The sequence below is a fragment of the Neorhizobium sp. P12A genome (assembly GCF_008365395.1).
GTDB lineage: Bacteria > Pseudomonadota > Alphaproteobacteria > Rhizobiales > Rhizobiaceae > Rhizobium.
Genome location: NZ_QOVX01000002.1, coordinates 786,933 through 809,513, shown reverse-complemented (window position 1 = coordinate 809,513; position 22,581 = coordinate 786,933). Strand labels below are relative to the sequence as shown.

26 protein-coding genes are annotated in these 22,581 nt (G+C 60.2%); 8 read left to right on the top strand and 18 right to left on the bottom strand.

Going from position 1 to position 22,581, the window contains the following annotated elements; genetic code table 11:
- Positions 1 to 83 precede the first annotated feature (83 nt).
- The 8 genes from DTW90_RS09960 to DTW90_RS09925 form a co-directional block, all read right to left on the bottom strand.
- Positions 84 to 848 carry a DUF695 domain-containing protein gene (locus DTW90_RS09960; protein WP_149337980.1) on the bottom strand — a complete coding sequence of 255 codons (765 nt, stop codon included), beginning with the start codon at positions 846 to 848 and terminating at the stop codon, positions 84 to 86.
- A gap of 54 nt (positions 849 to 902) precedes the next feature.
- The gene (glyS, locus tag DTW90_RS09955) at positions 903 to 3,080 is read right to left on the bottom strand and encodes a glycine--tRNA ligase subunit beta (protein WP_149337978.1); all 2,178 of its coding nucleotides are present in this window, start codon (positions 3,078 to 3,080) and stop codon (positions 903 to 905) included.
- A gap of 1 nt (position 3,081) precedes the next feature.
- A complete protein-coding gene (locus tag DTW90_RS09950; RefSeq protein WP_149337976.1) occupies positions 3,082 to 3,537 on the bottom strand; it encodes a DUF559 domain-containing protein in 456 nt (151 codons plus the stop codon).
- Positions 3,538 to 3,707: 170 nt separating this feature from the next.
- Positions 3,708 to 5,636, bottom strand: a complete 1,929-nt coding sequence (locus tag DTW90_RS09945; RefSeq protein ID WP_149337975.1) for a DUF2207 domain-containing protein — start codon at positions 5,634 to 5,636, stop codon at positions 3,708 to 3,710.
- A gap of 58 nt (positions 5,637 to 5,694) precedes the next feature.
- Positions 5,695 to 6,957, bottom strand: a complete 1,263-nt coding sequence (locus DTW90_RS09940) for a 3-phosphoshikimate 1-carboxyvinyltransferase (protein WP_149337973.1) — start codon at positions 6,955 to 6,957, stop codon at positions 5,695 to 5,697.
- 108 nt (positions 6,958 to 7,065) lie between these two features.
- Complete coding sequence (locus DTW90_RS09935) at positions 7,066 to 7,617, bottom strand: LemA family protein (RefSeq protein WP_149337971.1); 552 nt, start codon at positions 7,615 to 7,617, stop codon at positions 7,066 to 7,068.
- Positions 7,618 to 7,747: 130 nt separating this feature from the next.
- Entirely contained in the window at positions 7,748 to 8,197 is a 450-nt protein-coding gene (locus DTW90_RS09930; RefSeq protein WP_149337969.1) for a hypothetical protein, read from the bottom strand.
- A 228-nt stretch (positions 8,198 to 8,425) separates the two neighbouring features.
- Positions 8,426 to 9,388: a glycine--tRNA ligase subunit alpha gene (locus DTW90_RS09925; RefSeq protein ID WP_149337967.1), complete on the bottom strand. Its 963-nt coding sequence runs from the start codon at positions 9,386 to 9,388 to the stop codon at positions 8,426 to 8,428.
- 102 nt (positions 9,389 to 9,490) lie between these two features.
- On the opposite strand from DTW90_RS09925, the gene DTW90_RS09920 reads away from it, so the two are divergent.
- The gene (locus DTW90_RS09920) at positions 9,491 to 9,781 is read left to right on the top strand and encodes a ribbon-helix-helix domain-containing protein (RefSeq protein WP_149337965.1); all 291 of its coding nucleotides are present in this window, start codon (positions 9,491 to 9,493) and stop codon (positions 9,779 to 9,781) included.
- Positions 9,771 to 10,085 carry a type II toxin-antitoxin system RelE/ParE family toxin gene (locus DTW90_RS09915; RefSeq protein ID WP_149337963.1) on the top strand — a complete coding sequence of 105 codons (315 nt, stop codon included), beginning with the start codon at positions 9,771 to 9,773 and terminating at the stop codon, positions 10,083 to 10,085. The genes DTW90_RS09920 and DTW90_RS09915 overlap by 11 nt, the downstream gene beginning before the upstream one ends.
- Before the next feature lie 31 nt (positions 10,086 to 10,116).
- On the opposite strand, the gene DTW90_RS09910 is transcribed toward DTW90_RS09915, so the two are convergent.
- The 4 genes from DTW90_RS09910 to DTW90_RS09895 form a co-directional block, all read right to left on the bottom strand.
- Positions 10,117 to 10,308 carry a hypothetical protein gene (locus DTW90_RS09910; RefSeq protein WP_149337962.1) on the bottom strand — a complete coding sequence of 64 codons (192 nt, stop codon included), beginning with the start codon at positions 10,306 to 10,308 and terminating at the stop codon, positions 10,117 to 10,119.
- Positions 10,309 to 10,324: 16 nt separating this feature from the next.
- On the bottom strand, positions 10,325 to 11,188 hold the full coding sequence (locus DTW90_RS09905; protein ID WP_149337960.1) for a S49 family peptidase: 864 nt from the start codon (positions 11,186 to 11,188) through the stop codon (positions 10,325 to 10,327).
- A gap of 96 nt (positions 11,189 to 11,284) precedes the next feature.
- Positions 11,285 to 12,064, bottom strand: coding sequence for a methyltransferase (locus DTW90_RS09900; RefSeq protein WP_149337958.1), 780 nt, complete (start codon positions 12,062 to 12,064; stop codon positions 11,285 to 11,287).
- Positions 12,065 to 12,073: 9 nt separating this feature from the next.
- The gene (locus tag DTW90_RS09895) at positions 12,074 to 12,304 is read right to left on the bottom strand and encodes a DUF2007 domain-containing protein (RefSeq protein ID WP_132521524.1); all 231 of its coding nucleotides are present in this window, start codon (positions 12,302 to 12,304) and stop codon (positions 12,074 to 12,076) included.
- 108 nt (positions 12,305 to 12,412) lie between these two features.
- Here DTW90_RS09895 and DTW90_RS09890 point away from each other — a divergent pair, with 108 nt between their 5' ends.
- From DTW90_RS09890 to moaB, 4 genes are all read left to right on the top strand, one after another.
- Positions 12,413 to 13,429, top strand: a complete 1,017-nt coding sequence (locus DTW90_RS09890; RefSeq protein WP_132521522.1) for a polyprenyl synthetase family protein — start codon at positions 12,413 to 12,415, stop codon at positions 13,427 to 13,429.
- Positions 13,430 to 13,551: 122 nt separating this feature from the next.
- Positions 13,552 to 15,396 (top strand): tetratricopeptide repeat protein, encoded by a 1,845-nt coding sequence (locus DTW90_RS09885; protein WP_132521520.1) that lies wholly within the window; start codon positions 13,552 to 13,554, stop codon positions 15,394 to 15,396.
- A gap of 6 nt (positions 15,397 to 15,402) precedes the next feature.
- Positions 15,403 to 16,317, top strand: a complete 915-nt coding sequence (locus DTW90_RS09880) for a 4-(cytidine 5'-diphospho)-2-C-methyl-D-erythritol kinase (protein WP_132521518.1) — start codon at positions 15,403 to 15,405, stop codon at positions 16,315 to 16,317.
- Positions 16,317 to 16,865 carry a molybdenum cofactor biosynthesis protein B gene (gene moaB / locus DTW90_RS09875; RefSeq protein WP_132521516.1) on the top strand — a complete coding sequence of 183 codons (549 nt, stop codon included), beginning with the start codon at positions 16,317 to 16,319 and terminating at the stop codon, positions 16,863 to 16,865. The genes DTW90_RS09880 and moaB overlap by 1 nt, the downstream gene beginning before the upstream one ends.
- 2 nt (positions 16,866 to 16,867) lie before the next feature.
- Here the strand turns inward: moaB and DTW90_RS09870 are convergent, their stop codons facing one another.
- Positions 16,868 to 17,386 carry a glycosyltransferase gene (locus DTW90_RS09870; RefSeq protein WP_132521514.1) on the bottom strand — a complete coding sequence of 173 codons (519 nt, stop codon included), beginning with the start codon at positions 17,384 to 17,386 and terminating at the stop codon, positions 16,868 to 16,870.
- 141 nt (positions 17,387 to 17,527) lie between these two features.
- Between DTW90_RS09870 and DTW90_RS09865 the strand changes: the two genes are divergently transcribed.
- Both DTW90_RS09865 and DTW90_RS09860 read left to right on the top strand, forming a co-directional pair.
- Complete coding sequence (locus DTW90_RS09865) at positions 17,528 to 18,685, top strand: PA0069 family radical SAM protein (RefSeq protein WP_132521512.1); 1,158 nt, start codon at positions 17,528 to 17,530, stop codon at positions 18,683 to 18,685.
- Positions 18,686 to 18,799: 114 nt separating this feature from the next.
- A complete protein-coding gene (locus DTW90_RS09860; protein ID WP_132521510.1) occupies positions 18,800 to 19,474 on the top strand; it encodes a ribonuclease HII in 675 nt (224 codons plus the stop codon).
- 292 nt (positions 19,475 to 19,766) lie between these two features.
- Here the strand turns inward: DTW90_RS09860 and DTW90_RS09850 are convergent, their stop codons facing one another.
- The 5 genes from DTW90_RS09850 to DTW90_RS09830 all read right to left on the bottom strand — a co-directional run bounded on the left by DTW90_RS09850 (position 19,767) and on the right by DTW90_RS09830 (position 22,389).
- Positions 19,767 to 20,258, bottom strand: a complete 492-nt coding sequence (locus DTW90_RS09850) for a F0F1 ATP synthase subunit B (protein WP_132521508.1) — start codon at positions 20,256 to 20,258, stop codon at positions 19,767 to 19,769.
- Positions 20,259 to 20,260: 2 nt separating this feature from the next.
- The gene (locus DTW90_RS09845; protein ID WP_149337956.1) at positions 20,261 to 20,845 is read right to left on the bottom strand and encodes a F0F1 ATP synthase subunit B; all 585 of its coding nucleotides are present in this window, start codon (positions 20,843 to 20,845) and stop codon (positions 20,261 to 20,263) included.
- 75 nt (positions 20,846 to 20,920) lie between these two features.
- Positions 20,921 to 21,148, bottom strand: a complete 228-nt coding sequence (locus DTW90_RS09840; protein WP_003588243.1) for a F0F1 ATP synthase subunit C — start codon at positions 21,146 to 21,148, stop codon at positions 20,921 to 20,923.
- A gap of 67 nt (positions 21,149 to 21,215) precedes the next feature.
- On the bottom strand, positions 21,216 to 21,968 hold the full coding sequence (locus tag DTW90_RS09835) for a F0F1 ATP synthase subunit A (RefSeq protein WP_132521504.1): 753 nt from the start codon (positions 21,966 to 21,968) through the stop codon (positions 21,216 to 21,218).
- Between the two features lie 79 nt (positions 21,969 to 22,047).
- Positions 22,048 to 22,389: an AtpZ/AtpI family protein gene (locus tag DTW90_RS09830; protein ID WP_132521502.1), complete on the bottom strand. Its 342-nt coding sequence runs from the start codon at positions 22,387 to 22,389 to the stop codon at positions 22,048 to 22,050.
- Positions 22,390 to 22,581: the final 192 nt, after the last annotated feature.

The following is a 22,581-nucleotide window of genomic DNA, read 5'->3' as shown; positions in this document are numbered from 1 at the left end:
CTCTTAGGGGCCGCTGGAGAAATCCGGCGGCCCTGCCTTTTGGGGCGATGCAATTTCGATTGATTACCCAGTAGGCCGGGTTTTCATGGCTTAGTCGGCATCGAGTGGGCAGGTGTTACTGCACATTCCCAGCCATCATACTCACCGTTGTACTCTTCGGCGAGGTGCGCAAGCTCGACGGTAACCGATGTAATTTCGTCTGGAATATCAAGGCGATAAAATTTTACCAACCACTTACCCTTGATCTGAGCGGGCGACGCTTCGTCATCAACATGAAACTGTCGGCTCAAAATAGCGGATTTGAATGATTGGAGCCCTTCCACTTCCGAAAAATATGCAAAGTGGTCGATTATCCTGGGTTGGGCTATGTCATCACCGTGGTTGGTGAGCACTTGAATCACCTTGTTATCCTCAACCTGCTGGATATTGTCCCCACTGGGAACCAAAGATGTTCGGTATACGGACCAACTCGTGTCCGGAACGACCTGCAGATCAAAAGGATAGGCTGAAAAATCGACGCCGACAGTTTTAGCCGCAGCCGTGACGACGGCTGCATCCGACGCATAGAAAAAGAATTTTACCGAGCCGTCTGAAAGCTTGCGGCCGACATATCGACTATTGGTTTTGTTGCCCAGTAGGTCGGACAGTCGGTCCTCTATTGCATAGACGATCTGCAGCTCATCCTTTTGCGGAAGACCATTTTGACGCGGTGCCTTAAACCTCATCCCCACAATCACGAGTGTCGGATACGAAGAAACCGGCCCGGTATCTCGATATTCAAGATCGACGCCAACTGATGCCAGGTGACCGAGGTCGTTGTTCATGTAGACGCCCCAATCGGCTGCCATTCTGACATTCCCTTTTGCGTCAATTCCTGATGCCGGTCATAGCAGGCTGAACAGCTATCCCGCGATCTTGGAGAAATCGGCAACCGTTGCCGTCGCCTTGCGGATCAGCCGCAGCAGCGCGAGACGGTTGGCGCGGATGGCGGCATCTTCGTCGTTGACGAGGACATCGGTGAAGAAGCGGTCAACCGGGGCACGGAGCTTGGAGAGCGCTGCCATGGAGGAGCGGAAATCTTCCTTGGCGATCGCATCGGAGGCCTCTGTGGAAGCGATGGTGATTGCCGTGAAAAGTTCCTTCTCCGCGTCGAGCTTCAGCAGCGCTTCCGAGACGCCGTCGGCAACGACGGTGCCCTTCTTCTCCTCAGCGGCCAGAAGCTGCACGGCGCGCTTGGTGCCGGCAAGCAGGTTCGTGCCGTCTTCGGAAGTGATGAAGGCCGTCAGCGCCTCGACGCGACGGGCAACCATCAGGAGGTCGTCAGTCTCGGGTGTTAGGACGGCATCGATGAGATCGTAGCGGGCGCCCTGATCGCGAAGATAGACCTTCAAACGATCATGGAAGAAGGCGAGGAGATCGAGCTGGCGCGACAGGTTCTCGGCATCGGTCTTGCTGCCGATGTCAGCATCGGTCCGCAGCATATGCGAATTGATGCGCGGCATGAGCGGCAGGCGCACGCGGCGCTCGAGCAGGATGCGGATGACGCCCAGAGCCGCACGGCGTAGTGCAAATGGGTCCTTCGAGCCCGTCGGCTTCTCATCGATCGCCCAGAAGCCGACGAGCGTATCCAGCTTGTCGGCGAGCGCGACCGTAATCGCGACCTTGTCTTCCGGCACGCGGTCGGAAGGACCTTGTGGCTTGTAGTGATCCTCGATGGCTGCTGCGACCGAGGCATCCTCGCCCTGCAGCACTGCATATTTGCGGCCCATCAGACCCTGCAGTTCCGGGAATTCGCCGACGGCCTCCGTGCGCAGGTCCGCCTTGGCGAGCACGGTTGCGCGGTCCACCAGCTTGTAGTCGGCGCCGACGGGAAGAGCGAACTTTGCGGCCAGCGCGCGCAGGCGCTGCACCCGCTCGCCCTGGCTGCCGAGCTTGGCATGGAAGGTGACGTTCAGCGCATCGAGCTTGGCCATGCGTTGGTCGAGCGGCTTTTTCAGATCGAGGTCGAACTTCTTCGCCGAGGCTTCGAGTGTTTCGAGATCCGGCAGGTCGCCCTGGTCGCGCTTCCAGAAATGCAGCGCGTCCGACAGGCGGGCGCGAACGACCTTGCCGTTGCCGTGAATGATCTCGCTGCCGCCATCCGTCGCCTGGATGTTGGAGACGAGGATGAACTTGTTCGACAGGGTTTGTCCACCCGTCGGACGGGTGACGAAACACTTCTGGTTCGTCTTGATAGTGAGGCGGATGATCTCGGACGGGATCGAAAGGTAGTCTTCCTCGAAGGAGCCCATCAGCACCTGCGGCCATTCGACAAGGCCGGAGACTTCTTCGAGCAGGCCTTCATCCTCGACCAGCTCCAGGCCGCTGGCAAAGGCGATGTCACGGGCGTCATGCAGGATGATATCCTTGCGGCGCTCGGCATCGAGAATGACCTTCGCCTTTTCCAGGTTCGCGACATAGTCGTCGAAACGCTTGACGGTGATTGCCTCGGGTGCATGGAAACGATGGCCGTAAGTGACATTCGAAGCGACGATGCCGTCGATCTCGAAGGGGATCACGACCGTTTCCTCGTGTTCCGTGCCGAAGGTGCAGACAATCGACTGCAGCGGGCGCACCCAGCGCAGCGAGCCGGGCTTGGCAGACGCAGCACCCCAGCGCATGGATTTCGGCCAGGGGAAATCACGGATAATGCCGGGCATGATGTCGGCGACGATCTCTTCCGTCGGGCGACCGGGCTTGGAAATGACGGCGACGTAGAAATCGCCCTTCTTCGGGTCGCTGACGACCTGCGCTTCGGAAACGGACGACAGTCCGGCCTTGCGCAGGAAACCCTGCACTGCCTGTTCCGGCGCCTTGGTCGAGGGGCCCTTGATTTCCTCACGCACATCGGCGGAGCGGGCCGTCAGGCCTCTGATATCGAGCGTCAGCCGGCGCGGCGTCCAATATTCGCGCGCACCCTCATAGGACAACCCGCCCTCCACAAGCGCGTCGGTGACAAGCTTCTTCAGATCGCCCACAGCCTTGCGCTGCATTCGTGCGGGGATTTCCTCGGAGCGAAGTTCAAGAAGGAGATCGGGCATGTCACTGTTCCTCACCCTCCCGTCGAAGAGGAGGGTCGGCACGCCGTGCCGGTATGGGGTGAAAACGGTCGGCCTCTGCTAGCAAAATTTGCCGTTGCTGCACAATGGCAAATATCGTGTCTAGGACAGCTTCGGTCTCTTGCAGTACCTCGGCATTCCAGAAGCGGAGGACTTGATAGCCCTGCGTCTCAAGAAAGGCGGTGCGCTCAGCATCGTACCGTCTCGCGGTATCCTCGGCATGCTGGCTGCCGTCGAGTTCGATGATAAGGCCAATCTGGTGGCAGGCAAAATCCGCGAAATATCGACCAATTGGAACCTGCCGGCGAAAATGCGTGCCGTCGATGGGAATACGAGGAAGATGGCTCCACAGCTTCGCTTCGGCATCAGTCGCACCGGCGCGAAGACGGCGGCTGTTGGCAATCTTGAAGCGATCGAGAGGAGATGGCTTTTTCGGCATATGTGTCCCGAAAATGAGGAGACGAGCGGTTCGATGCAAAACACCCTCCCCTAGAGGGGGAGGGTCGGCACGCAGTGCCGGGGTGGGGTGACCAGCGGCGTTCTCATTCGTGGCGGGTCACCCCCACCCGCAGCTTAGCTGCGACCTCCCCCCTCAAGGGGAGGTAAACGCTACCAGCCTCCGCCGCCACCGCCGCCTCCGCCACCGCCGGACGAGCCGCCGCCGCCGGAAAAGCCGGAGGACGAGCTGGAGACCGGGGCGGGAATGGTGGATGCAATGGTTGAGGCCATCGAGGAGGAGAAGCCGCCGATGCGGTCGGAGAAATTGCCGTTGCCGAAGGAGCCGATGTACCAGGCGGGCGCGTAGGCTGCGGCGGCACCGCCAGCTGCTGCGGCAAGCCAGGTCTCGAAGGTGCGCGACCAGGGCTTTTCGACGCCGAGGGCCACGGCATAGGGCAGCAGCTTTTCGAAATGCTGCGGCGACATGGTCGGCGCGCCGGCCATATTCATCCGGTCCTTTTCGGCGAGCGTCAGATACTGGCGCAGGCCGTCTATGCCGTCCATCATCTTTCGGCCGATCGGCGTTGGCGCGCCCATCAGGAAGAAGAAGACGAAATTGACGGCGAAGATGCCGACGATGGCGACGAGCAGCGGCATTTCCTCGCTCATGTCGGCCGAGACGGCGGCAGCCGCGATGACGCTCGCAAAGATCGACACTGCGACGAAGCCCATGAAGGCGAAGACAACCACCGACATGATGCGCGAGGCAAGGCTCGACTGACGGCGGAAGACACGGCCGAGAGCCGTTGTGATGACAGTGCCGAATATGGACAGGAAGGCAGGCACAATAATCAGCGGCAGCGCGTTCTCATGCAATCGTCCGAAGACGATGATGGCGCCAAGGACGAAAACCGAGAGGATCACGCCACCGATCACGTAAAGAGTGTTCGCCTTGTAAAACTCGCCACGATGTTCGCGCTCGACCGCGTTGCGGAATTTTTCGCCGATCTTCTGGATCTTCGTCCCATTGGCCTCGTCGATCACGAGCGGCGAAAACGGGCCGATCGCGCCCATCAGCACCTTCTCGCCGGCATCCACCTTCGCCGAGGCGGCTTTCTCGCCTGGGCGAATGACGATGCTGTTCTTCAGGTCTTCGAGAACCACATAGCCCCTGACGGCGAGATCGAGCGCGGTTGCCGATAGCGCGGTCCAGCCGGCGCCGGAAAAGCCTTTGTTATCGATATAGTTGACGAGCGCCGGCGAGATGCCGTCTGGCGGATCCCAGCGGGGCACCATGACGCCGCGCGGCGGGTCGCGGCCCACCGCAAACCAGCTTCTCAGATAATAGGCAAAGACGAGGATGAGGCCGCCGCCGGCAATGATGATGTCGAGATTGTCTTCGATGAACCACATCTGCTGCTGCGATGCCGTGGGTGCGGCGATCGCGTCCTTCGCCAGCTTGACGGCGATGGTCAGCCCCTCGCCCTGGCGCAGCGGCCGGGTGGTCGTGAAAATAATTTTTCCCGCTTGCTGGCTTACCCTTGCATCCTGCCCCGTTGCGCCGACAGGGCCGGTGAAGAATGCGGTTTGCTCAGGCGTCACGCCATCAGGCAGCGCCACGGTTGCCGAGGCGCGAAGAATGGGAAACAGCCAGCCATTGCCCGTCACGTTCCAGTAGAGTTCGCCGTGATCGTCGAAATAGCGGTACTGGCGATCGGTACGGTAGGTCAGACGATATGTATGCGGCCCGTTGCTGACATAGGTATCCGCAGAACCGACATAGACGCGGGCGCCGCCGGCGATACCCTCCTGCTTCCACTCGGCGGGCGCACCATCCTGCTCGACCGACTGAACCCTAAAATCGACATAGGATGTCTTGCCCTTCGCATCGCGAAAGGTGAGCGGAAAGTCGCGGAAAATGCCGTGACGGATCTTGTCGCCCTCGGAATTGACCGCGATGGTTTCGGTGATCAGCATCGAGCCGTCGCGGTCAAGGGTGATCGCCTGGTCGAAGGCATTGATGACTTCCGCGGCTGAGGCAGCATGGGCCGTAAAGACCACCAGCGCCATGCAAAAAGCCGTCAGCCAACGCGTCACCATATCCCCTCCCCCAGGGTTTACCTGTTCGGTACCTACCCGGCGCTTGCTGGAACCGTCTTCATTTGTAAGTCACCCCGAGCGAAGCCAGCACATCCCAGTAATTCGGGAAGGTCTTGGCCACACAATCGGGATCGAGAATGGTGATGCCGTCGATCATAAGGCCAGCGAGCGCGAAGCTCATGGCAATGCGGTGATCGGCGAAGGTATCGATGCTGGCTTCCAGATGCTTGCCGGCAAGGCTCGGGTCGGAGGCGACGATCAGGTCGTCGCCCTCTTCCGTGCCGAGACCAGGAACGATGCGCGACAGGCCGCTCGACAGAGCACGGACACGGTCGCATTCCTTGACGCGCAGGTTGGCGATGCCGACGAAGCGCACCGGCGTTTCGTTGAAAGCTGCGAGGACCGCGAGCGTCGGGATGGCGTCCTGCATCTGCGAACCGTCGATGACGGCGGGCAGATGCGGGAACTGCGCGATGATGTCATAGGCGCGGGCGTCGGGCTGCGAGAATTTTTCCGCCGGCGTGCCGAGATCGATCTTTCCACCGGTGAGCACCTCCGCCGCCCAAAGATAGGTTGCAGCGGACGCATCCGGCTCGATGACGAAATCAGTCGCGGTATAGCCTGATGGCTCGACGCGCCAGGTGGCGCTGTCGATCTGCTCGACCTTGGCACCAAAGGCGCGCATGGCGTCAAGCGTCAGGTCCACATAGCCGCGTGCGCCAATCTCGGGGCCGGTCAGCGCGACCGTGGAAGGCCGGTTGGCGCCGGGCGCCGCAAGCGGCGCCGCCATCAGCAGTGCCGAAACATACTGGCTGGACAATCCGGCATCGATCTCAACCCGGCCGGAGCTGAAATAGCCGTTGCCGCGCACGGTCACTGGTGGGCAACCGGTTGGCGCCTCTGCATCGATGCCCAGCGATTTCAGGGCCGAGACGAGCGGTCCTATCGGCCGCTTGCGCATGTGCTGATCGCCATCGACGACAACGGTCCCCTCGACGCTGGCAACGGCCGCCGTCAGGAAGCGTGTCGCGGTGCCTGCATTGCCAAGGAACAGAGGCTCCTTCGGCGCCTGCAGCTTGCCGCTGCTGGTCACCACGAAGGTGGTGTCGTCGGGTTCGTCGATCGCAACGCCCATGGCGCGCAAGGCGTCCGCCATGTAGCGCGTGTCATCGCTCTTCAGCGCGCCGGTCAGCCGGCTCGTGCCCTTGGCAAGGCCTGCGAGCAGCAGCGCGCGATTGGTGATCGACTTGGAGCCCGGCGGCATGGCGCGTCCTGTCAGCGGCTTGCCCGGCGGGATGATCGTTAGTTTTTCTCTGGCCATGATGCTGTCTCTTCCGTCGCTGTGCGCGGCCCGGCCGCGGTCAACAGCGCTCTTAATACCTTCTCGATCAAAGGTCCAATGGCGGCTGAAGGTTCAAGCGCGGATGGGTCAGAACTTGACCGATGGAACCGCGCGGTCGGCCTCGTTGGTGATCTCGAAATAATCGCGCTTGGAAAAGCCGAACTGGCCGGCGACGAGATTGGAGGGGAAGCTCTCGACCTTGACGTTCAGATCACGGGCAGCGCCGTTGTAATAACGGCGCGCCATCTGGATCTCGCTTTCCATGGTTTCCAGCGAGGATTGCAGCTCGGAAAAATTCTGGTTCGCCTTGAGATCGGGATAAGCCTCGGCAAGCGCCAGTACGCGGCCGAGTGCCGCCCCGAGCAGGCCTTCGGCCTGGCCGCGGGCCGCAACATCGCCTGACGGGATGGATTGAGCCTTGTTGCGAAGTTCCACCACCTCTTCCAGGGTGCCCTTCTCATGGGCCGCATAACCCTTGACGGTCTCGATCAGGTTCGGAATGAGATCGGCACGACGCTTGAGCTGGACGTCGATGCCGGACCATGCCTCCCCAGCCATCTGGCGGGCGCGCACGAGCCCGTTATAGACGAAGATGGCATAGAGAATGACAAGAACGACAACGCCAAGAATGATGTACACCGCGAACCCCCAAAACGATGACGAATTGGCGGGGGAGACTATGCGGGTCTCGTGATATTGTCACCTGCGGATTCAGCTTTATGCCCTGGCTATGGGCGTTCTTTTTCCCGACATCTTCGATCTCGACGGCTTACTGCGTCGAACCCTTGGGCTCTGCGTCAGCTTTGTGACTGTAGTCAAAAAGATCGACCGCAATAGGGAATGAAAACTCCCATGTGGTCTTGGAATAGTCGCGAACCACCTTGATCACTCGCCCGTTCGCCACAGACACCCACATGTCGTAGGACGGCGAAAATGGAAAACTATGCCAAGTCGCGGAATAATGATCGGTATCGTAGCCATTGACAGGTTCATGACCGAGCAGCCGGCACGAGGTGAAAACAGGGCCGTAGCGATCGAACGTAGATACGAACGGCCAGTCGATCTGTCTCCACTGTGTTGCAATCACAAGCTTTTCGTAGGCTCCGGACGGCCCGACGCGTGTCTCTGCGTAAGACTTCAGCGTGCCGTCAGGCCTAAGTTGGCTAAGGTTATCGACATATTCCAGCGCCTTACCAGTGGCTATATAGGCGTCGTTCATCGCCCTACAGGAAGGGTCCTCCGTTCGAAAATCCTGATCGAAGGAACGTGTCGGCGCCTGCGGGGTAGCAGCTAAAGCAGTCGCCAAAAGCAGATAAGTCCACACGATGTTTGCCCCACCAAGATCGCCCCAATAGCGCAACCATAGGAAGAAGAAACCGGAAACTCAATAGCGCAAACACCGATGGCATAGCGCTTAAATCAATGCAAAATCAGCCGGTCGCGTACTTCAAGCCGCTGCGCGATTCCAGTTCGCACCACCGGCATCAGTCAGCAGGAAAGCCTCGCCACAGGCCTTGGCGAGCGTTCTTACGCGCAGGATGTAGCTCTGGCGCTCGGTGACCGAGATCACGCCGCGTGCGTCCAGAAGATTGAAGACGTGGCTGGCCTTGATGCACTGGTCGTAAGCCGGGAAGACGCATTTGTGCAGCAGTTGGTTGGCATTGTCGCCGGGCGCGCCGGCGGCCAATAGCGCCTGGCATTCCTTTTCCGCATCGATGAAATGGCGATGCAGCATTTCGGTGTTGGCATATTCGAAATTGTGCCGGGAATATTCCTGCTCGGCCTGCAGGAAGACATCGCGGTAGGAAATCTTCTCGGCGCCTTCGCGGCCGTTGAAGTTCAGATCGTAGACGCTATCGACGCCCTGGACGTAAGTGGCAAGACGCTCAAGACCATAGGTCAGCTCGCCGGCAACGGGCGAGCATTCGATGCCGCAGATCTGCTGGAAGTAGGTGAACTGCGAGACTTCCATGCCGTCGCACCAGCATTCCCAGCCGAGGCCCCAGGCGCCGAGCGTCGGGCTTTCCCAATCGTCCTCGACGAAGCGGATGTCATGCAGCAACGGATCGAGGCCGATCGCCTTCAGCGAGCCGAGATAAAGCTCCTGCAGGTTCGGCGGGTTCGGCTTCAGGATGACCTGGTACTGGTAGTAATGCTGCAGGCGGTTCGGGTTTTCGCCATAGCGGCCGTCAGACGGGCGCCGCGACGGCTGAACATAGGCGGCGCGCCATGGTTTCGGGCCGAGCGCACGCAGCGTCGTTGCCGGATGAAACGTGCCGGCGCCGACTTCCATGTCATAGGGTTGAAGAACCGCGCATCCCTTGTCGGCCCAGTAATTGTGCAGCGTCAGGATCAGCGCCTGAAAGGAGCGCTTCGGGTTCATGTGGTCGGGAACGGTGGCTGCGGTCATGGGATCTGTCCGAATTCGCGAAATGTGGGCGACAGGTGCCACGGCGGGGGACAGGGGTCAATACTTAACGTATGATGCGGCAGCGTTGAAACGGAGACGGTCATGAACGTCAAGACTACGGTGAGCCTATCTGAAAGCACGCTGCGCGAGGCAGAAGAACTCGTGAGAAAAGGCGAATACGCCTCGCTTTCCGATGTGCTGGAGGAAGCTGCGCGGCGACTGATATCCGAGCGCCACGATGCCGTGGACCCGCTTACCGGAATGGCAGACGAAATCCGCCGGCGCATGGAGCTTCCTAGGGATCAATGGATTCCGCTAAAGGGAGACGACATGTTCAACGAAGTTCGTGCACTTATCCGAAGCCGTAAACAAGGGAAGAAAGATGCCGTATGAGGTTGTTCGGCATCCTCTTGTCAAAAGCGATCTTCTCAACATCACCATTTTTATCGGTGAATATGCCGGCTATGATCTAGCCGAAGCGAAAATCGAGCAGATCGAGAAAACGCTCCATTCGCTGACCGATTTTCCCCATATCGGAAACAGACGGGACGAAATCTACAAAGATCTTCGGATCGCAATCTCCGCAGAGAAGGCAGTTATCTGCTTTACGGTCAATGACGAAACGATGTCGATTTTCATCGTCTGCATCAGCTATGCCGGAGCCGATTGGCAGGCTCGCGTCAAGGAGCGCGGCTAATCCGTTCAGGATACGGCACCTCCATCAGCCATTACTCATCATCCCGTTTAACGCGATATTCCCCCGTCGCTGGGTCCTTGACCAGCGTTCCGATCGCGCCGGTGCGGCGTTCGGTTTCCTGGCGATGCATCTTGCGCTGCAGGCGCTGTGCATCGCGAACGAAGCGTTTGTAGAGCAGCCAGCAGCCGCCGATTACAATGATGATGAATATGAGTTGCGGCATGGCGCCCCTCCCGATCCTAAAGTCCGTATCGGGCCCACCATGCCTTTTCTTCCGCCACTTCCGCAAGCCCGGAAGCGAGGTCTGCACCGATGCCTCCGAGGCCGGGCAGAGAGACGCCCGGTGCCTTGCGACCGAAGAGGCTGCGCGGGGTGGTTACCAGTTCGAGCTTGGTCTTCTTGCCATAGCGTTTCTTGAGTTCCTGCAGCATGTCGCCGAGCCCGTCGATCAGGCCAAGTTCCAGGCCGCGCTTGCCGCTCCAGAACAGGCCGGAAAAGACGGTATCGTCACCCTGCCTCAGCTTTCCGGTGCGGCGCTCGCGCACCATGTCGATGAAGACCTGGTGGATTTCGAGCTGCAGGCTCTTCAGATATTCGATGTCCTTTTCCTTCTCCGGCTGGAAGGGATCAAGGATCGCCTTGTTCTCGCCAGCTGTGTAGACGCGGCGTTCGACGCCGATCTTCTTCAGCAATTCCGGAAAACCGAAGCCGCCCGACACGACGCCGATCGAACCGACGATCGAGGTCGGGTCGGCAATGATTTCATCACCGGCCAGCGCGATCATGTAGCCGCCGGACGCGGCGACATCCTCGACGAAGACCAAAACCTTCTTCTGCTTCTCGCGGGCGAGTTCGCGGATCCTGTTGTAGATCATCCGCGACTGCACCGGGGAGCCGCCCGGCGAATTGATCGCGATGGCAACGGCGGGAGAGGATTTCGAGGCGAAGGCCTTGTCGAGTGCCAGCGAGACGTTGGCGAGATTGAGCGCCGGGCGAAACTGGCTGCCTCCGGCCGATATGACGCCGCTCAACTTCACGACCGGAATGACGGTTCCTTCCTTGCGAAAACGCTTCGGAAGCATGCGCTTGAGAAAACCGGCCATTCGTCATCCCTGAATTGCTGTGAGCAGTAGGTTGTGATGTATGCATACGGAGGGCAAACGCAATGCCGGCTCAGATATTTTCTGTTGGGATGCGCTTTATCGTCCGCGCCTTGAATACGCTGCGCGGCCGTTGTTGAGATCATCAACGAAGGCGGAGAATTTATGCGTGCCCTCCTCATGCATGACGAGCGGCGCACGCAGCGCAAGGCGCGCCCGCGAGCCCTTGATCGCCGTCACCAGGATGCGTACCGCATTCTCGCCTTCGCGCGGATGGATGGGCGTGATTTCCATGCCGCCGAAGCGCTTGCCGCAGGCGGCGATGATTTCGCCGATCGATTGCGGGCGGGCGATCAGCGAAAGCTGGCCGCCGGGAATCATGATTGCGCCCGCCGTGCGCACCCAGCTTTCGAACAATCCGTCCGTCATGGCATGCGCCTCGGCCTTCAGCGCATCCGGCGTCAGGCGGTCGCTGGCGTCGTTGAAAGGCGGGTTCATGATGACATGATGGAAACTGTCGTCGACCAAGCCGGCCTCGTTGCGGGCCTTGCCGATCAAGGTTACATCCGCCTCGATCACGGAAACCCGGTTAGCGAGGCGGGCATTCTCGGGCAGCATCAGGCTTTTGCGCGCAAAGGCCGCCATATCGGAAGAGCGCTCGAACAATACGGCCTCGGCGCGATCAAGCCGGGAGACAACCGCAAGACCGGCTGCACCTGCGCCCGCGCCGAGATCGGCAACGCGGATGGGGCGTTCGTCGTCGACAAGCGCTGCCAGGAGCATGGCGTCCATGCCTGATCGATGCCCCCTGCCCCTGGGCTGAACGATGTGAAAGGCACCACGGTGAAAGGCGTCGACCGTTTCGCTCTCATCGGTCATGGCGTTCACTCAGCTCTTGGCGGGACGCAATTCGTCGCCGAGCCCGGCATCGATAAGGATTCTCCGGGCTTGAGTAGCCCTGTCTTCCTCGACCATGAAGCGGCGCGGCAACATGCCAAGCGAACCCTCGAGAATGCTCATTGCCTGATCCGCGATGAAACAATGTATTCCGGCATCCTTCATCAAGCTCTCCGCATAAGAGAGAAGAACGGGGTCATTGGTGCGGATAAGTTCGTGCATGGACACTGAGATTCCTGTCAAATTTGCGCGACGGGACAAATCGCCACTTGCCGCATCACCTGCCCCTTCTTATTGTCGTTTCCAACAAATGAACAGGAGTCCGGACCGTTGGGCGTCGTGATACCGCTTGAAGAAAGCAAAAACAAACAGGCATCCGTCAAGCCCTTGGTGGATTTGACCAAGGCGGATATGGAACGCGTCAATCAGCTGATCCTGTCCAAGGCCGGCTCCGACGTGCAGATGATCCCCGAAGTGGCCGAACATCTGATTTCATCAGGCGGCAAGCGCCTGCGACCGATGCTGACGATCGCATCCGCAGCACTGTTCGGCTACCAGGGCGACAACCACGTCAAGCTCGCGACATCGGTCGAGTTCATGCACACCGCAACGTTGCTGCATGACGATGTCGTCGACGAAAGCGACCTGCGTCGCGGGCGTTCGACGGCCCGCATGATCTGGGGCAACCAGGCAAGCGTTCTGGTGGGCGACTTCCTGCTCGGCCAGGCTTTCCGCATGATGGTCGATGTCGGCTCGCTGGAAGCGCTCGATGTCCTTTCCGGGGCTGCCTGCGTCATCGCCGAGGGTGAGGTCCTGCAGCTCTCCGTCGCCAAGAATATGGAAACGACGGAAGACGATTATCTCTCCGTCATTCGCGCCAAGACGGCGGCCCTCTTTGCTGCGGCAGCCGAAGTCGGCCCGATCATCGCCAATGCCAACAAGTCTGGCCGCAACGCGCTCAAGTCCTACGGCACCAATCTCGGTCTCGCTTTCCAGCTGGTCGACGATGCGCTCGATTACGGCGGCAAGGCGGCCGATCTCGGCAAGAATGTCGGCGACGATTTCCGCGAAGGCAAGATCACGCTTCCGATCATCCTCTCCTATCGCCGGGGCACGGAAGACGAGCGTGCCTTCTGGCGTGACGCTATCGAGAACGGCAACAGCAATGATGCAAATCTCGAAAAGGCGATGGGCCTGATCACCAAATACGGCGCGCTCAGCGATACCATCGCACGGGCCGTTCACTACGGCACGATCGCCCGCGACGCACTGGCGCCGCTGCCCGATACGCCGTGGAAATCGGCTCTCCTGGAAGTGATCGATTTCTGCATCGAACGCGTCAATTAACGGGCCATAGGCTGAATTTCTTGCAGGACGGCTTCAAAAAAGCCATCCTGTTGTGCATGACTCGCCACAATTGAAGTGTGGCAGCCGGCCTCCCACCGGCCGTCCTGGAGAAAGGTTTCCTAATGCGGCAGAGACTTGCCATTCGTTTCCTCTCGGGCGCTGCCTTGGCCGCGATCCTTTCGCTGACGGCCGTCAATGCGGGCCGCGCGGAAGATGTCGCAAAGCCCGATAGTGCAACCGATGTGGCAGCGACCTTCGATACCGATACTGTCGATACGTTCGCGGGCGCGTTTCTTGCTGCCCGCACGGCTGATGTCGACCACGACTACAATACGGCTATCGCGCTCTACAAGAAGGCGCTGCTGATCGAGCCCGGAAATCCGGAAATCCGCCAGCGACTGATGATCTCTCTCCTTCTCAACGGAGACATCCAGGAAGGCGTGAAATACGCCAACGAGCTCAAGAGCGATCCGACCGTGGAGCGCATCACGACCATCGTTCGCGGCACCGATGCCATTCGTCGCCATGACTACAAGACGGCGCAGTCTGTCCTCAAGTATAGCGGGCCGAACGATCTCGACCGTATGATGAATGACCTCCTGCTTGCCTGGGCAAAGGTTGGCGCGGGCCATGGCAAGGAAGCGCTCGCAGCCATCGACAAGATGCAGGGACCGGCCTGGTTCAACATCTTCAAGAACTACCATGCCGGTGCGATCGCCATTCTCAATGGTGATGTGAAATCGGCGCGAAGCCACCTGAACGACGCCGTTACCGACAAGGAAGGCGGGGCAACCGCGCCCGACACGTTCATGCGCGCCGTCATGGCGCTTGCCGAACTTGAAGCCTCGCAAGGCAACAAGCAGAAGGCACTGGACGCCGTCTCCGTCGGCGACAATCTGATCAGCAACTATGCTCCGCTCAACGCATTGCGCGACAGCATCAACAAGGGAACCGTTCCCGATCAGGAAGTAAGCAACGCTGTAGAGGGTGCTGCCTCGGTGCTGTTCTCCATCGGCGCTGCCCTCAATCGCGATGGTGCGGAGGACGTGGTCTCGCTCTATCTGCAGATGGCAAATACTCTCGATCCGAAGGCCGCCGATACGCTCGTGCTGCTCGGCGGCATCTCCGAAAAGCAGGACCAGACCGACCGGGCAATCGCCTTCTACAAGCAGGTGCCAGCCACCTCTCCGATGGCCCGCATCTCGGAACTGCAGCTCGGCCTGTCCCTTGCCCAGAGCGGCAAGGTCGACGATGCGCGCAAGCATCTCAAGGCTCTGATCGATTCGGATCCGAACGATATCCGCAGCTATCTGGCCTATGGCAGCGTCCTTTCCGATGCCAAGGACTATCAGGCGATGGCCGACAATTACGACAAGGCTGTCCAGATCATCGGCAGCGTGCCGAACCGGGGCGATTGGGCCGTGTTCTTCCAGCGCGGCATCGCCTACGAGCGGCTGAAGAAGTGGGACCAGGCTGAACCGAACTTCAAGAAAGCGCTTGAGCTCAATCCGGACCAGCCGCAGGTTCTGAACTATCTCGGCTATTCCTGGGTCGACATGAACAAGAACCTCGACGACGGCCTGAAGATGATCCAGAAGGCCGTCGATCTGAAGCCGGATGACGGCTACATCGTCGATTCGCTCGGCTGGGCCTATTTCCGCCTCAACCGGTTCGACGACTCGGTCAACGAACTGGAGCGCGCAGCGCAGCTGAAGGCCGGCGATGCGACGATCAACGATCACCTTGGCGACGCCTATTGGCGTGTCGGGCGTAAGCTCGAGGCGGTCTATCAGTGGAATCGCGCACTGACATCGCAACCTGAAGAAGCAGATATTCCGAAGATCAAGGAAAAGATCGCCAACGGACTACCAGCGCTCGACGACGCCAAGGCTGCCGACAAGTCGAAGCAGGTGGAGCCGGCGCCCGCCGACACCACGCCGCCACCGGCTGTCGACAAGAAGTCCTAAGGCTCCATGTTGCCAGACTTTGAAGCCGGCGCTTTCGACCTGACGGAAGAGGCGTCGGCTAAAATCAATCTGGCCCTTCATGTGACGGGCCGGAGAGCGGATGGCTACCATCTGCTGGACATGCTGGTGACGTTCACACGGCATGGCGACCGCCTCGGCTTCCGCAGTGCCAAGACTGATTCATTCACGCTTTCGGGGCGTTTCGCACCCCTGCTTTCAGCCGACGCACCTGTCGGCAGCAATCTCGTGCTGAAGGCACGCGATCTGCTGCGGGATGCGGTACAGGCGGCGGGATTTGATACGCCGGCGGTCCATATCCATCTAGAAAAAAACCTGCCCGTTGCCTCGGGCATCGGGGGCGGGTCTGCAGATGCAGCGGCGGCGCTGCGCGGCCTGATGCATCTCTGGAATGTCACGCTTCCCGGCGAAAAGCTTGCGGAGATCGCGCTGAAACTCGGGGCCGATGTACCCATGTGCCTTTCAAGCCGGCCGCTGATTGCGCGTGGTATCGGCGAAGAGATCATGACGCTTCCCGGTTTTCCATCCATGTCGCTGGTGCTCGGAAACCCACTCGTGGGTGTCTCCACGCCAGACGTGTTCCGCGCGCTGGAAAGCCGGGACAACCCGAAATTCGATTTCGATCCGCTTCAGGAGCGTCGCCGCCAAGATTGGCTCGACGTGGTTGGCAGCTTGCGCAACGACCTTGAGGCGCCGGCAAGGACGCTTTGTGCCGACATTGCCGCCATCTCCCGGATGCTCAGCGAATCAGGCGCGCTGCTGACGCGCATGTCGGGATCCGGCGCCACCTGCTTTGGGATATTTGCGGGTCGCGCGCGGGCGGAAACCGCGGCGGAATTGCTTCACAGGCAGAAGCCGGGCTGGTATTTCCAGGCGACGGAGACGATTTCAGGAGACGAATGATGGCAAATACAAATGAATCGCGCGCCTTCATTCCTGTCGGCATCGCAGTGCTGACAGTTTCGGATACCCGGACCCTGGCCGATGACAAATCCGGCGATACACTCGTCGCGCGCATCGGAGAGGCCGGCCATCGTCTCGCAGCCCGCGCCATCGTCCCCGATGACAAGGTGCGGATCAGGACGCAGGTCGAGGCCTGGACACTGGATGATTCGGTCGATGTGGTGATCACCACTGGCGGAACCGGCTTCACCGGTCGCGATGTCACGCCAGAGGCGCTGGAGCCTCTGTTCGAGAAGCGCATGGACGGCTTCTCGGAGGTTTTCCATCGTATTTCCTATGACAAGATCGGTACGGCCACCATCCAGTCCCGTGCGACCGGCGGCGTTGCCAACGCCACCTTCATCTTCGTGCTGCCCGGCTCTCCCGGTGCCTGCAAGGACGCCTGGGACGGCATCCTTAAGGCGCAGCTCGACTACCGGCACATGCCCTGCAATTTCGTGGAGATCATGCCGCGGCTCGACGAGCACCTGAAACGCGGCGGCAGCTGACCCTATCTCGCGGCCCGGGCAACCCAGGATGGGATCATCTCGCTCGACAGCCTGCGCGCCTTTTGTCCCTTGGTGAATTCCGCAAGCCGCATTCCTGTTTTCGCGGTCGCGATCGCTTGACGCTTGGAGACCAGAAATCCGAGTTCCAGCGGCGGTCGCGCGCGGCCCATTCGCTTCAGGAACGGCCGGCGATAGCCGCGCGAAGCCGTGAACCGGGCGGGCACCTTGTTCAGCGATACGTATTCGGCAATCTCGTCGATCCAGCCGGCCTGAGGCCGTGCGCCCGGCTCGACCAGAAGCAGCCATTCGCCGCGGGCAGAGTGCAGGATGTCCTTGATATCCCACTCAGAATAAAAGCGGCAGCCGGCTGCGTCGGCCACCCGCTCGGTGCCGTCGCCAGAGCCATGATCCAGCACGACGACGTCGCAGACGAGGCCCTCTACCGCGCCCGCCACAAGGGCTGCCAATGTCTGCGCCAGCTCGGGTTCCTGATCCTGGCATTCGATAATGACTGTCAACATTGCCTGTTTATAGAGCGTTGCCCAATTAATTGCCAGCGGCGGATTTCCGCTTTTTGTTCTTGCATTGTTCTCGTTTTCTCGATAGGAATTTAATCAAGGTCGAAACGGGATGCAACAGCATCCGCCGCCTTGGAGCTATCGATGAACCCACAGTCCCTCGCGGGGCAGGCTGCATTTGCACCTGCCAACACGGCAGACGTTGCCGACGCCATGATCGCAGCGGCGGGCCTCAGGATCGAGGTCGATCGCAGGCGCGGTCGCGGCGCCGGCCTGAACCCAACCGGCCGCTTCGAGCCCTCGCAGCGCGAGAGCTTCGATGACGGGTGGCAGACGCTGGAAGACCTCCCGCCCTTCAAGACGGAAGTGCAGGTGGAAAAGCCGCGTACGGCGATCACGCGCAACACCTCTCCGGATATTTCCTTCGACCGCTCGATCAATCCCTATCGCGGCTGCGAGCATGGCTGCATCTATTGCTTCGCGCGGCCGACGCACGCCTATATGGGGCTCTCCGCTGGCCTCGATTTCGAGGCGAAGCTGTTTGCCAAGCCGGATGTGCCGAAGCTCTTGGAGCGCGAGCTTGCCAAGCCCGGCTACAAGCCGAAGGTGATCGCCATCGGCACCAATACCGATCCCTATCAGCCGATCGAGAAGGAATGGCAGGTGATGCGCCAGATCCTCGAAGTGCTGAACAGGGCCAATCATCCGGTCTCGATCGTCACCAAGTCGGCCCTCATAATCCGCGACATCGACATCCTGCAGGAGATGGCGGCGAAGAACATCGCGCGCGTGGCGCTATCGATTACGACGCTCGACCGCAAGATGGCGAGGACGATGGAGCCACGCGCGGCGACGCCGACACGACGGCTGCAGGCGATCAAGGCGCTGTCTGAGGCGGGCATTCCGACCTCGGTGTTGGCAGCGCCGATGATCCCCGCGCTGAACGACCATGAGCTGGAGCGCATCCTCGAATCGGCCAAGGCAGCTGGCGCGCTGGAAGCCGGGTATGTGATGCTGCGGCTGCCGCTGGAAGTGAGCCCGCTTTTCCGCGACTGGCTGCTGCAGAACTATCCCGACCGCTACCGGCACGTGATGTCGCTGGTCCGCTCCATGCGCGGCGGCAAGGATTATGACGCTGAGTTCGGCAAGCGCATGAAAGGTGCGGGCCCCTATGCCTGGCAGATCAGCCGGCGCTTCGAATTGGCCGTGAAGCGGCTGGGGCTGACCCGCCGCAGCATCCATCTGCGCGACGATCTCTTCGTGCCGCCCAATGGCAGCGGCGTGCAGCTTTCGCTGCTCTGACAATCTTCAAGTTTCGCGGGTAGTTCCAATCCCTGCCCGCGATATAGCCCCCGGACCGCCGCCCTGATGCCGGGGGCTTGCAGGAGATCGGGCTGGCGTGCGAGGGTCCGCCGCATGACACGTCGCACGCCACCCGATTCTCCTCTGCTTTTCGAGGACGTTCCTCTCGTTCCGGATTTCACGCTGGAACTCTCCGCGCGCAAGGCCGGGCACTGGCCTGTCGCGGGTGCTGACGAGGCCGGGCGCGGGCCGCTGGCCGGTCCTGTAGTCGCTGCTGCAGTCATCCTCGATCCCGACTGCATTCCCGACGGCCTGAACGATTCGAAGCAGCTTTCGGCACAGCGACGCGAAGAGCTGTTCGAAGTGATCATTCAGACGGCAACGGTCGCGATCGCCTCGTCCAGCTCCACCCGCATCGACGAAACGGATATCCGCAAGGCAAGCCTCGACGCCATGCGCCGCGCCGTGATCGGCCTCTCACTGCCGGCAAGCTACGTGCTGACCGACGGGCTCGACGTTCCACCAGGCCTTCCCTGCCCGGGCAAGGCCGTCGTCAAAGGCGATGCGCGCTCGCTCTCCATCGCCGCCGCCTCGATCGTCGCCAAGGTCACGCGTGACCGGATGATGACGCGGGCGCATCTGGTCTTCCCGGCCTACGGCTTTGCCGCGCATGCCGGCTATGGCACCGCGCAACACCGGCGTGGCATCGAGGAACACGGGCCCTGCTCGCTTCATCGCATGAGTTTTAGGCCGTTACGCAAGGATGGTGCGGGCGTGGTGGAGGAGTAAGGGTCGCAGGCAAAGGTGCCTGCAATTCCCCCCTCTGCCCTGCCGGGCATCTCCCCCACAGGTGGGGAGATTACAAGTGGCTTGGGATTTCCCTCTTTCAACCGTTTCGATGTGCAGAAATGCCAATTGTTTGGGGAAGCCCGTGCGCCCAGCCAATCTCCCCACCTGTGGGGCAGATGCCCGGCAGGGCAGAGGGGGTTGGCACGACGCAAGCTTTTCGGAATAGCTGCACCCCCAAAAACAAAAAACCCCGCCGAAGCGGGGCCTTTCAAAATCATCAGATGCGAGCTGCTTAGTTCAGGCGGCTCTTCACTTCGCCGACGGCGTTCTGGAAGAGCTGCGACTGAACACCGCCATCTGCCTTCTTGGCGATAACCGAGCCTGCAGCAGCGATCGCGAGGTCAACGGCAGCGGAACGAACCGCCTTCATTGCGTCAACTTCAGCCTGCTTGATCTTGGCTTCCGAAAGCGCCGTGCGGTTGGCAACGAATTCTTCCGTCTTCTTCCGTGCTTCGGCCGTCAGCATCTCTGCCTCGCGCTCGGCGGCGGCAACGATATGGGCGGCTTCGGCTTCGGCTTCCTTGCGCTTGCGCTGGTATTCGGCCAGCAGGTGCTGGGCTTCTTCGCGCAGACGCTTGGCTTCCGCCAGCTCGTTACGGATTTGATCAGCGCGGTCGTCAAGCGACTTCGCCATCATGCCCGGAACCTTGAGGTAGACCATCAGGCCCAGGAAGATGATGAGGGCGACGAATGCAAAGAAAGTTTCGTCAAAACCGAATTCCATGATCAACCCTCCCGCTTGGCGGATGCGTCCGCGACGGCTGCAGCGACGTCACCCTGGGCGCCAGCTGCGCCGATCAGATGCTCGACGACGCTCGATGCTGTTTCCTCGGCGATCGATCCGACGTCGGCGAAAGCCTTGGTCTTCACTTCGGCGATACGTGCCTCGGCAGCCTTCAATTTTTCCGAAAGACTTGCCTCGATCGCGCGGCGATCTTCTTCGGCCTTGACCTTTGCGGCGTCGCGGGCTGCCGTTCCGATGGCATTGGCCTTGACGCGTGCTGCAGCCAGCTCGCTTTCGTAGGTCTCGACAGCAGCGTCTGCTTCAGCCTTCAGGCGGCTTGCTTCCTCGACGTCCTGTGCGATGCGGGCATGGCGGCTTTCGAGAATGCCGCCGACGCGCGGAATGACGGCCTTCTGCATCACGATATAGAAGATGACAAACGTGATCACCAGCCAGAGCAGCATCGACGGATACCACTTGGCGTCAAATGGCGGGAAAGTCGGATGTGCTCCAGGCGTGCCGGTCTCGGTCTGTGTCTCGCCGGCTGCCGGCGCGGCTTCTTCTGCGTAAGCCGGGGTCACGAACATGCTCACCTCCAGGTGTACAAATGTAAAAAATCACGGCCCGCTGGCCGCAGACCGTGATCTATCAAGCCGCTGAAATCAGACGGCGAAGAGCAGGAGGAGAGCTACGAGCAGCGAGAAGATGCCCAGAGCTTCCGTAACGGCGAAGCCGAATACCAGACGGCCGAACTGGCTGTCAGCGGCAGACGGATTGCGCAGAGCGCCGGAGAGGTAGCTGCCGAAAATGTTGCCGAGGCCGAGAGCCGTACCGGCCATACCAAAGCAAGCCAGACCTGCACCGATGAACTTTGCTGCTTCCGCTTCCATGTTGAACTCCTTTGAATGGTTGTTGCGGCGAATGACTGACGCCCTGAAGACGTCAATGTTGATATCCTCAGTGCCCGCCAGGATGGATTGCGTCGTTGAGGTACATGCAAGTCAGCACCGCAAAGACATAGGCCTGGAGAAAGGCGACGAGGAGCTCAAGACCGGTCAGGGCGACGGTCATGATCAGGGGAAGGATGGCACCGCCGACACCAAGCGCGCCAAGGGCTCCGAGCGAGGCAACGAAGCCTGCGAACACCTTGAGCGTGATATGGCCAGCGAGCATGTTGGCGAAGAGACGAACGGAGAGCGAAATCGGACGGGACAGGAAAGAGATGATTTCGATCAACACCACCAGCGGCAGAAGTATGCCGGGGACGCCTTGCGGCACGAAGATGTTCAGGAAGCCGAAGCCGTGCTTCCAGAAACCGTAGATGATGACCGTCAGGATAACGAAGAGCGCCAGCGCGAAGGTGACAATGATCTGGCTGGTGACGGTGTAGAAGTAAGGCACCATGCCGAGCAGGTTTGCAGTCAGCACGAACATGAACAGGCAGAACACCATGGGGAAGAATTTCATCCCCTGCGTCCCTGCCCCTTCCTTGAGCATCTTCGCGATGAATTCATAGGACATTTCCGCCACGGACTGCGAGCGGGTCGGGATAACGCCGCGGCTGGAGGTGGCAAAATAGAGGAAGCCGGCAGAAATGACGGCAGCAGCGACCATAAACAGCGAAGCATTGGTGAACGAAAAATCAATCCCACCGATTTCGATCGGTACAATCTTGTGGATCAGGAACTGATGGGTAGGACCGTTTGCCACCGCTTGTTCTCTCTTCTTTGTCCGCCGTCACGACGGAAACCAATGCCTTGAAAACCACGCTGTCAGCGAAGCTTCCGTCTCATTTCTTTCCTGTTCTGAGATCAGCGCCAGGTGATGCCACCTTTCCGGCTGCCCGCAGAACATTCAATACACCAGCACAGAAACCGAGAAGCAGCAGTATAATCATACCCCACGGCGCCGTGCCGACAAAACGGTCGAAGAGATAGCCCAGAACAGCGCCCACAATAATGGCGGCGATGAACTCGCTCGAGAGTTTCATCGCCTCAGCATAGCCTTTGCGGCTGGCCTCGGCGCGAATTTCCCCCTGCTCGTCCTCTCCCTCCGCAGCGCGCTTGCTCGCCAGTTCGGCTCCCAGTTGCGCCCGTCGCTTTTCCAGACCCTCGTCCCGGTCATCCGACATGGTGCCATTCCTCCTCGTCTTTTCGCTGCTTACGCTACCGCTACCCCGGTAAACGCACGAACGAACGGGAGGTTTTGCCACCTTTCGGCCCGTTTTGAAGTCGCGCGCAACATAGTTTTAGGAAAAAGCATAGTCAAGGCGTAGGCAGTATATGTCCAGCCATAAATTAGCCATGAAGAATCATGGGCTTAT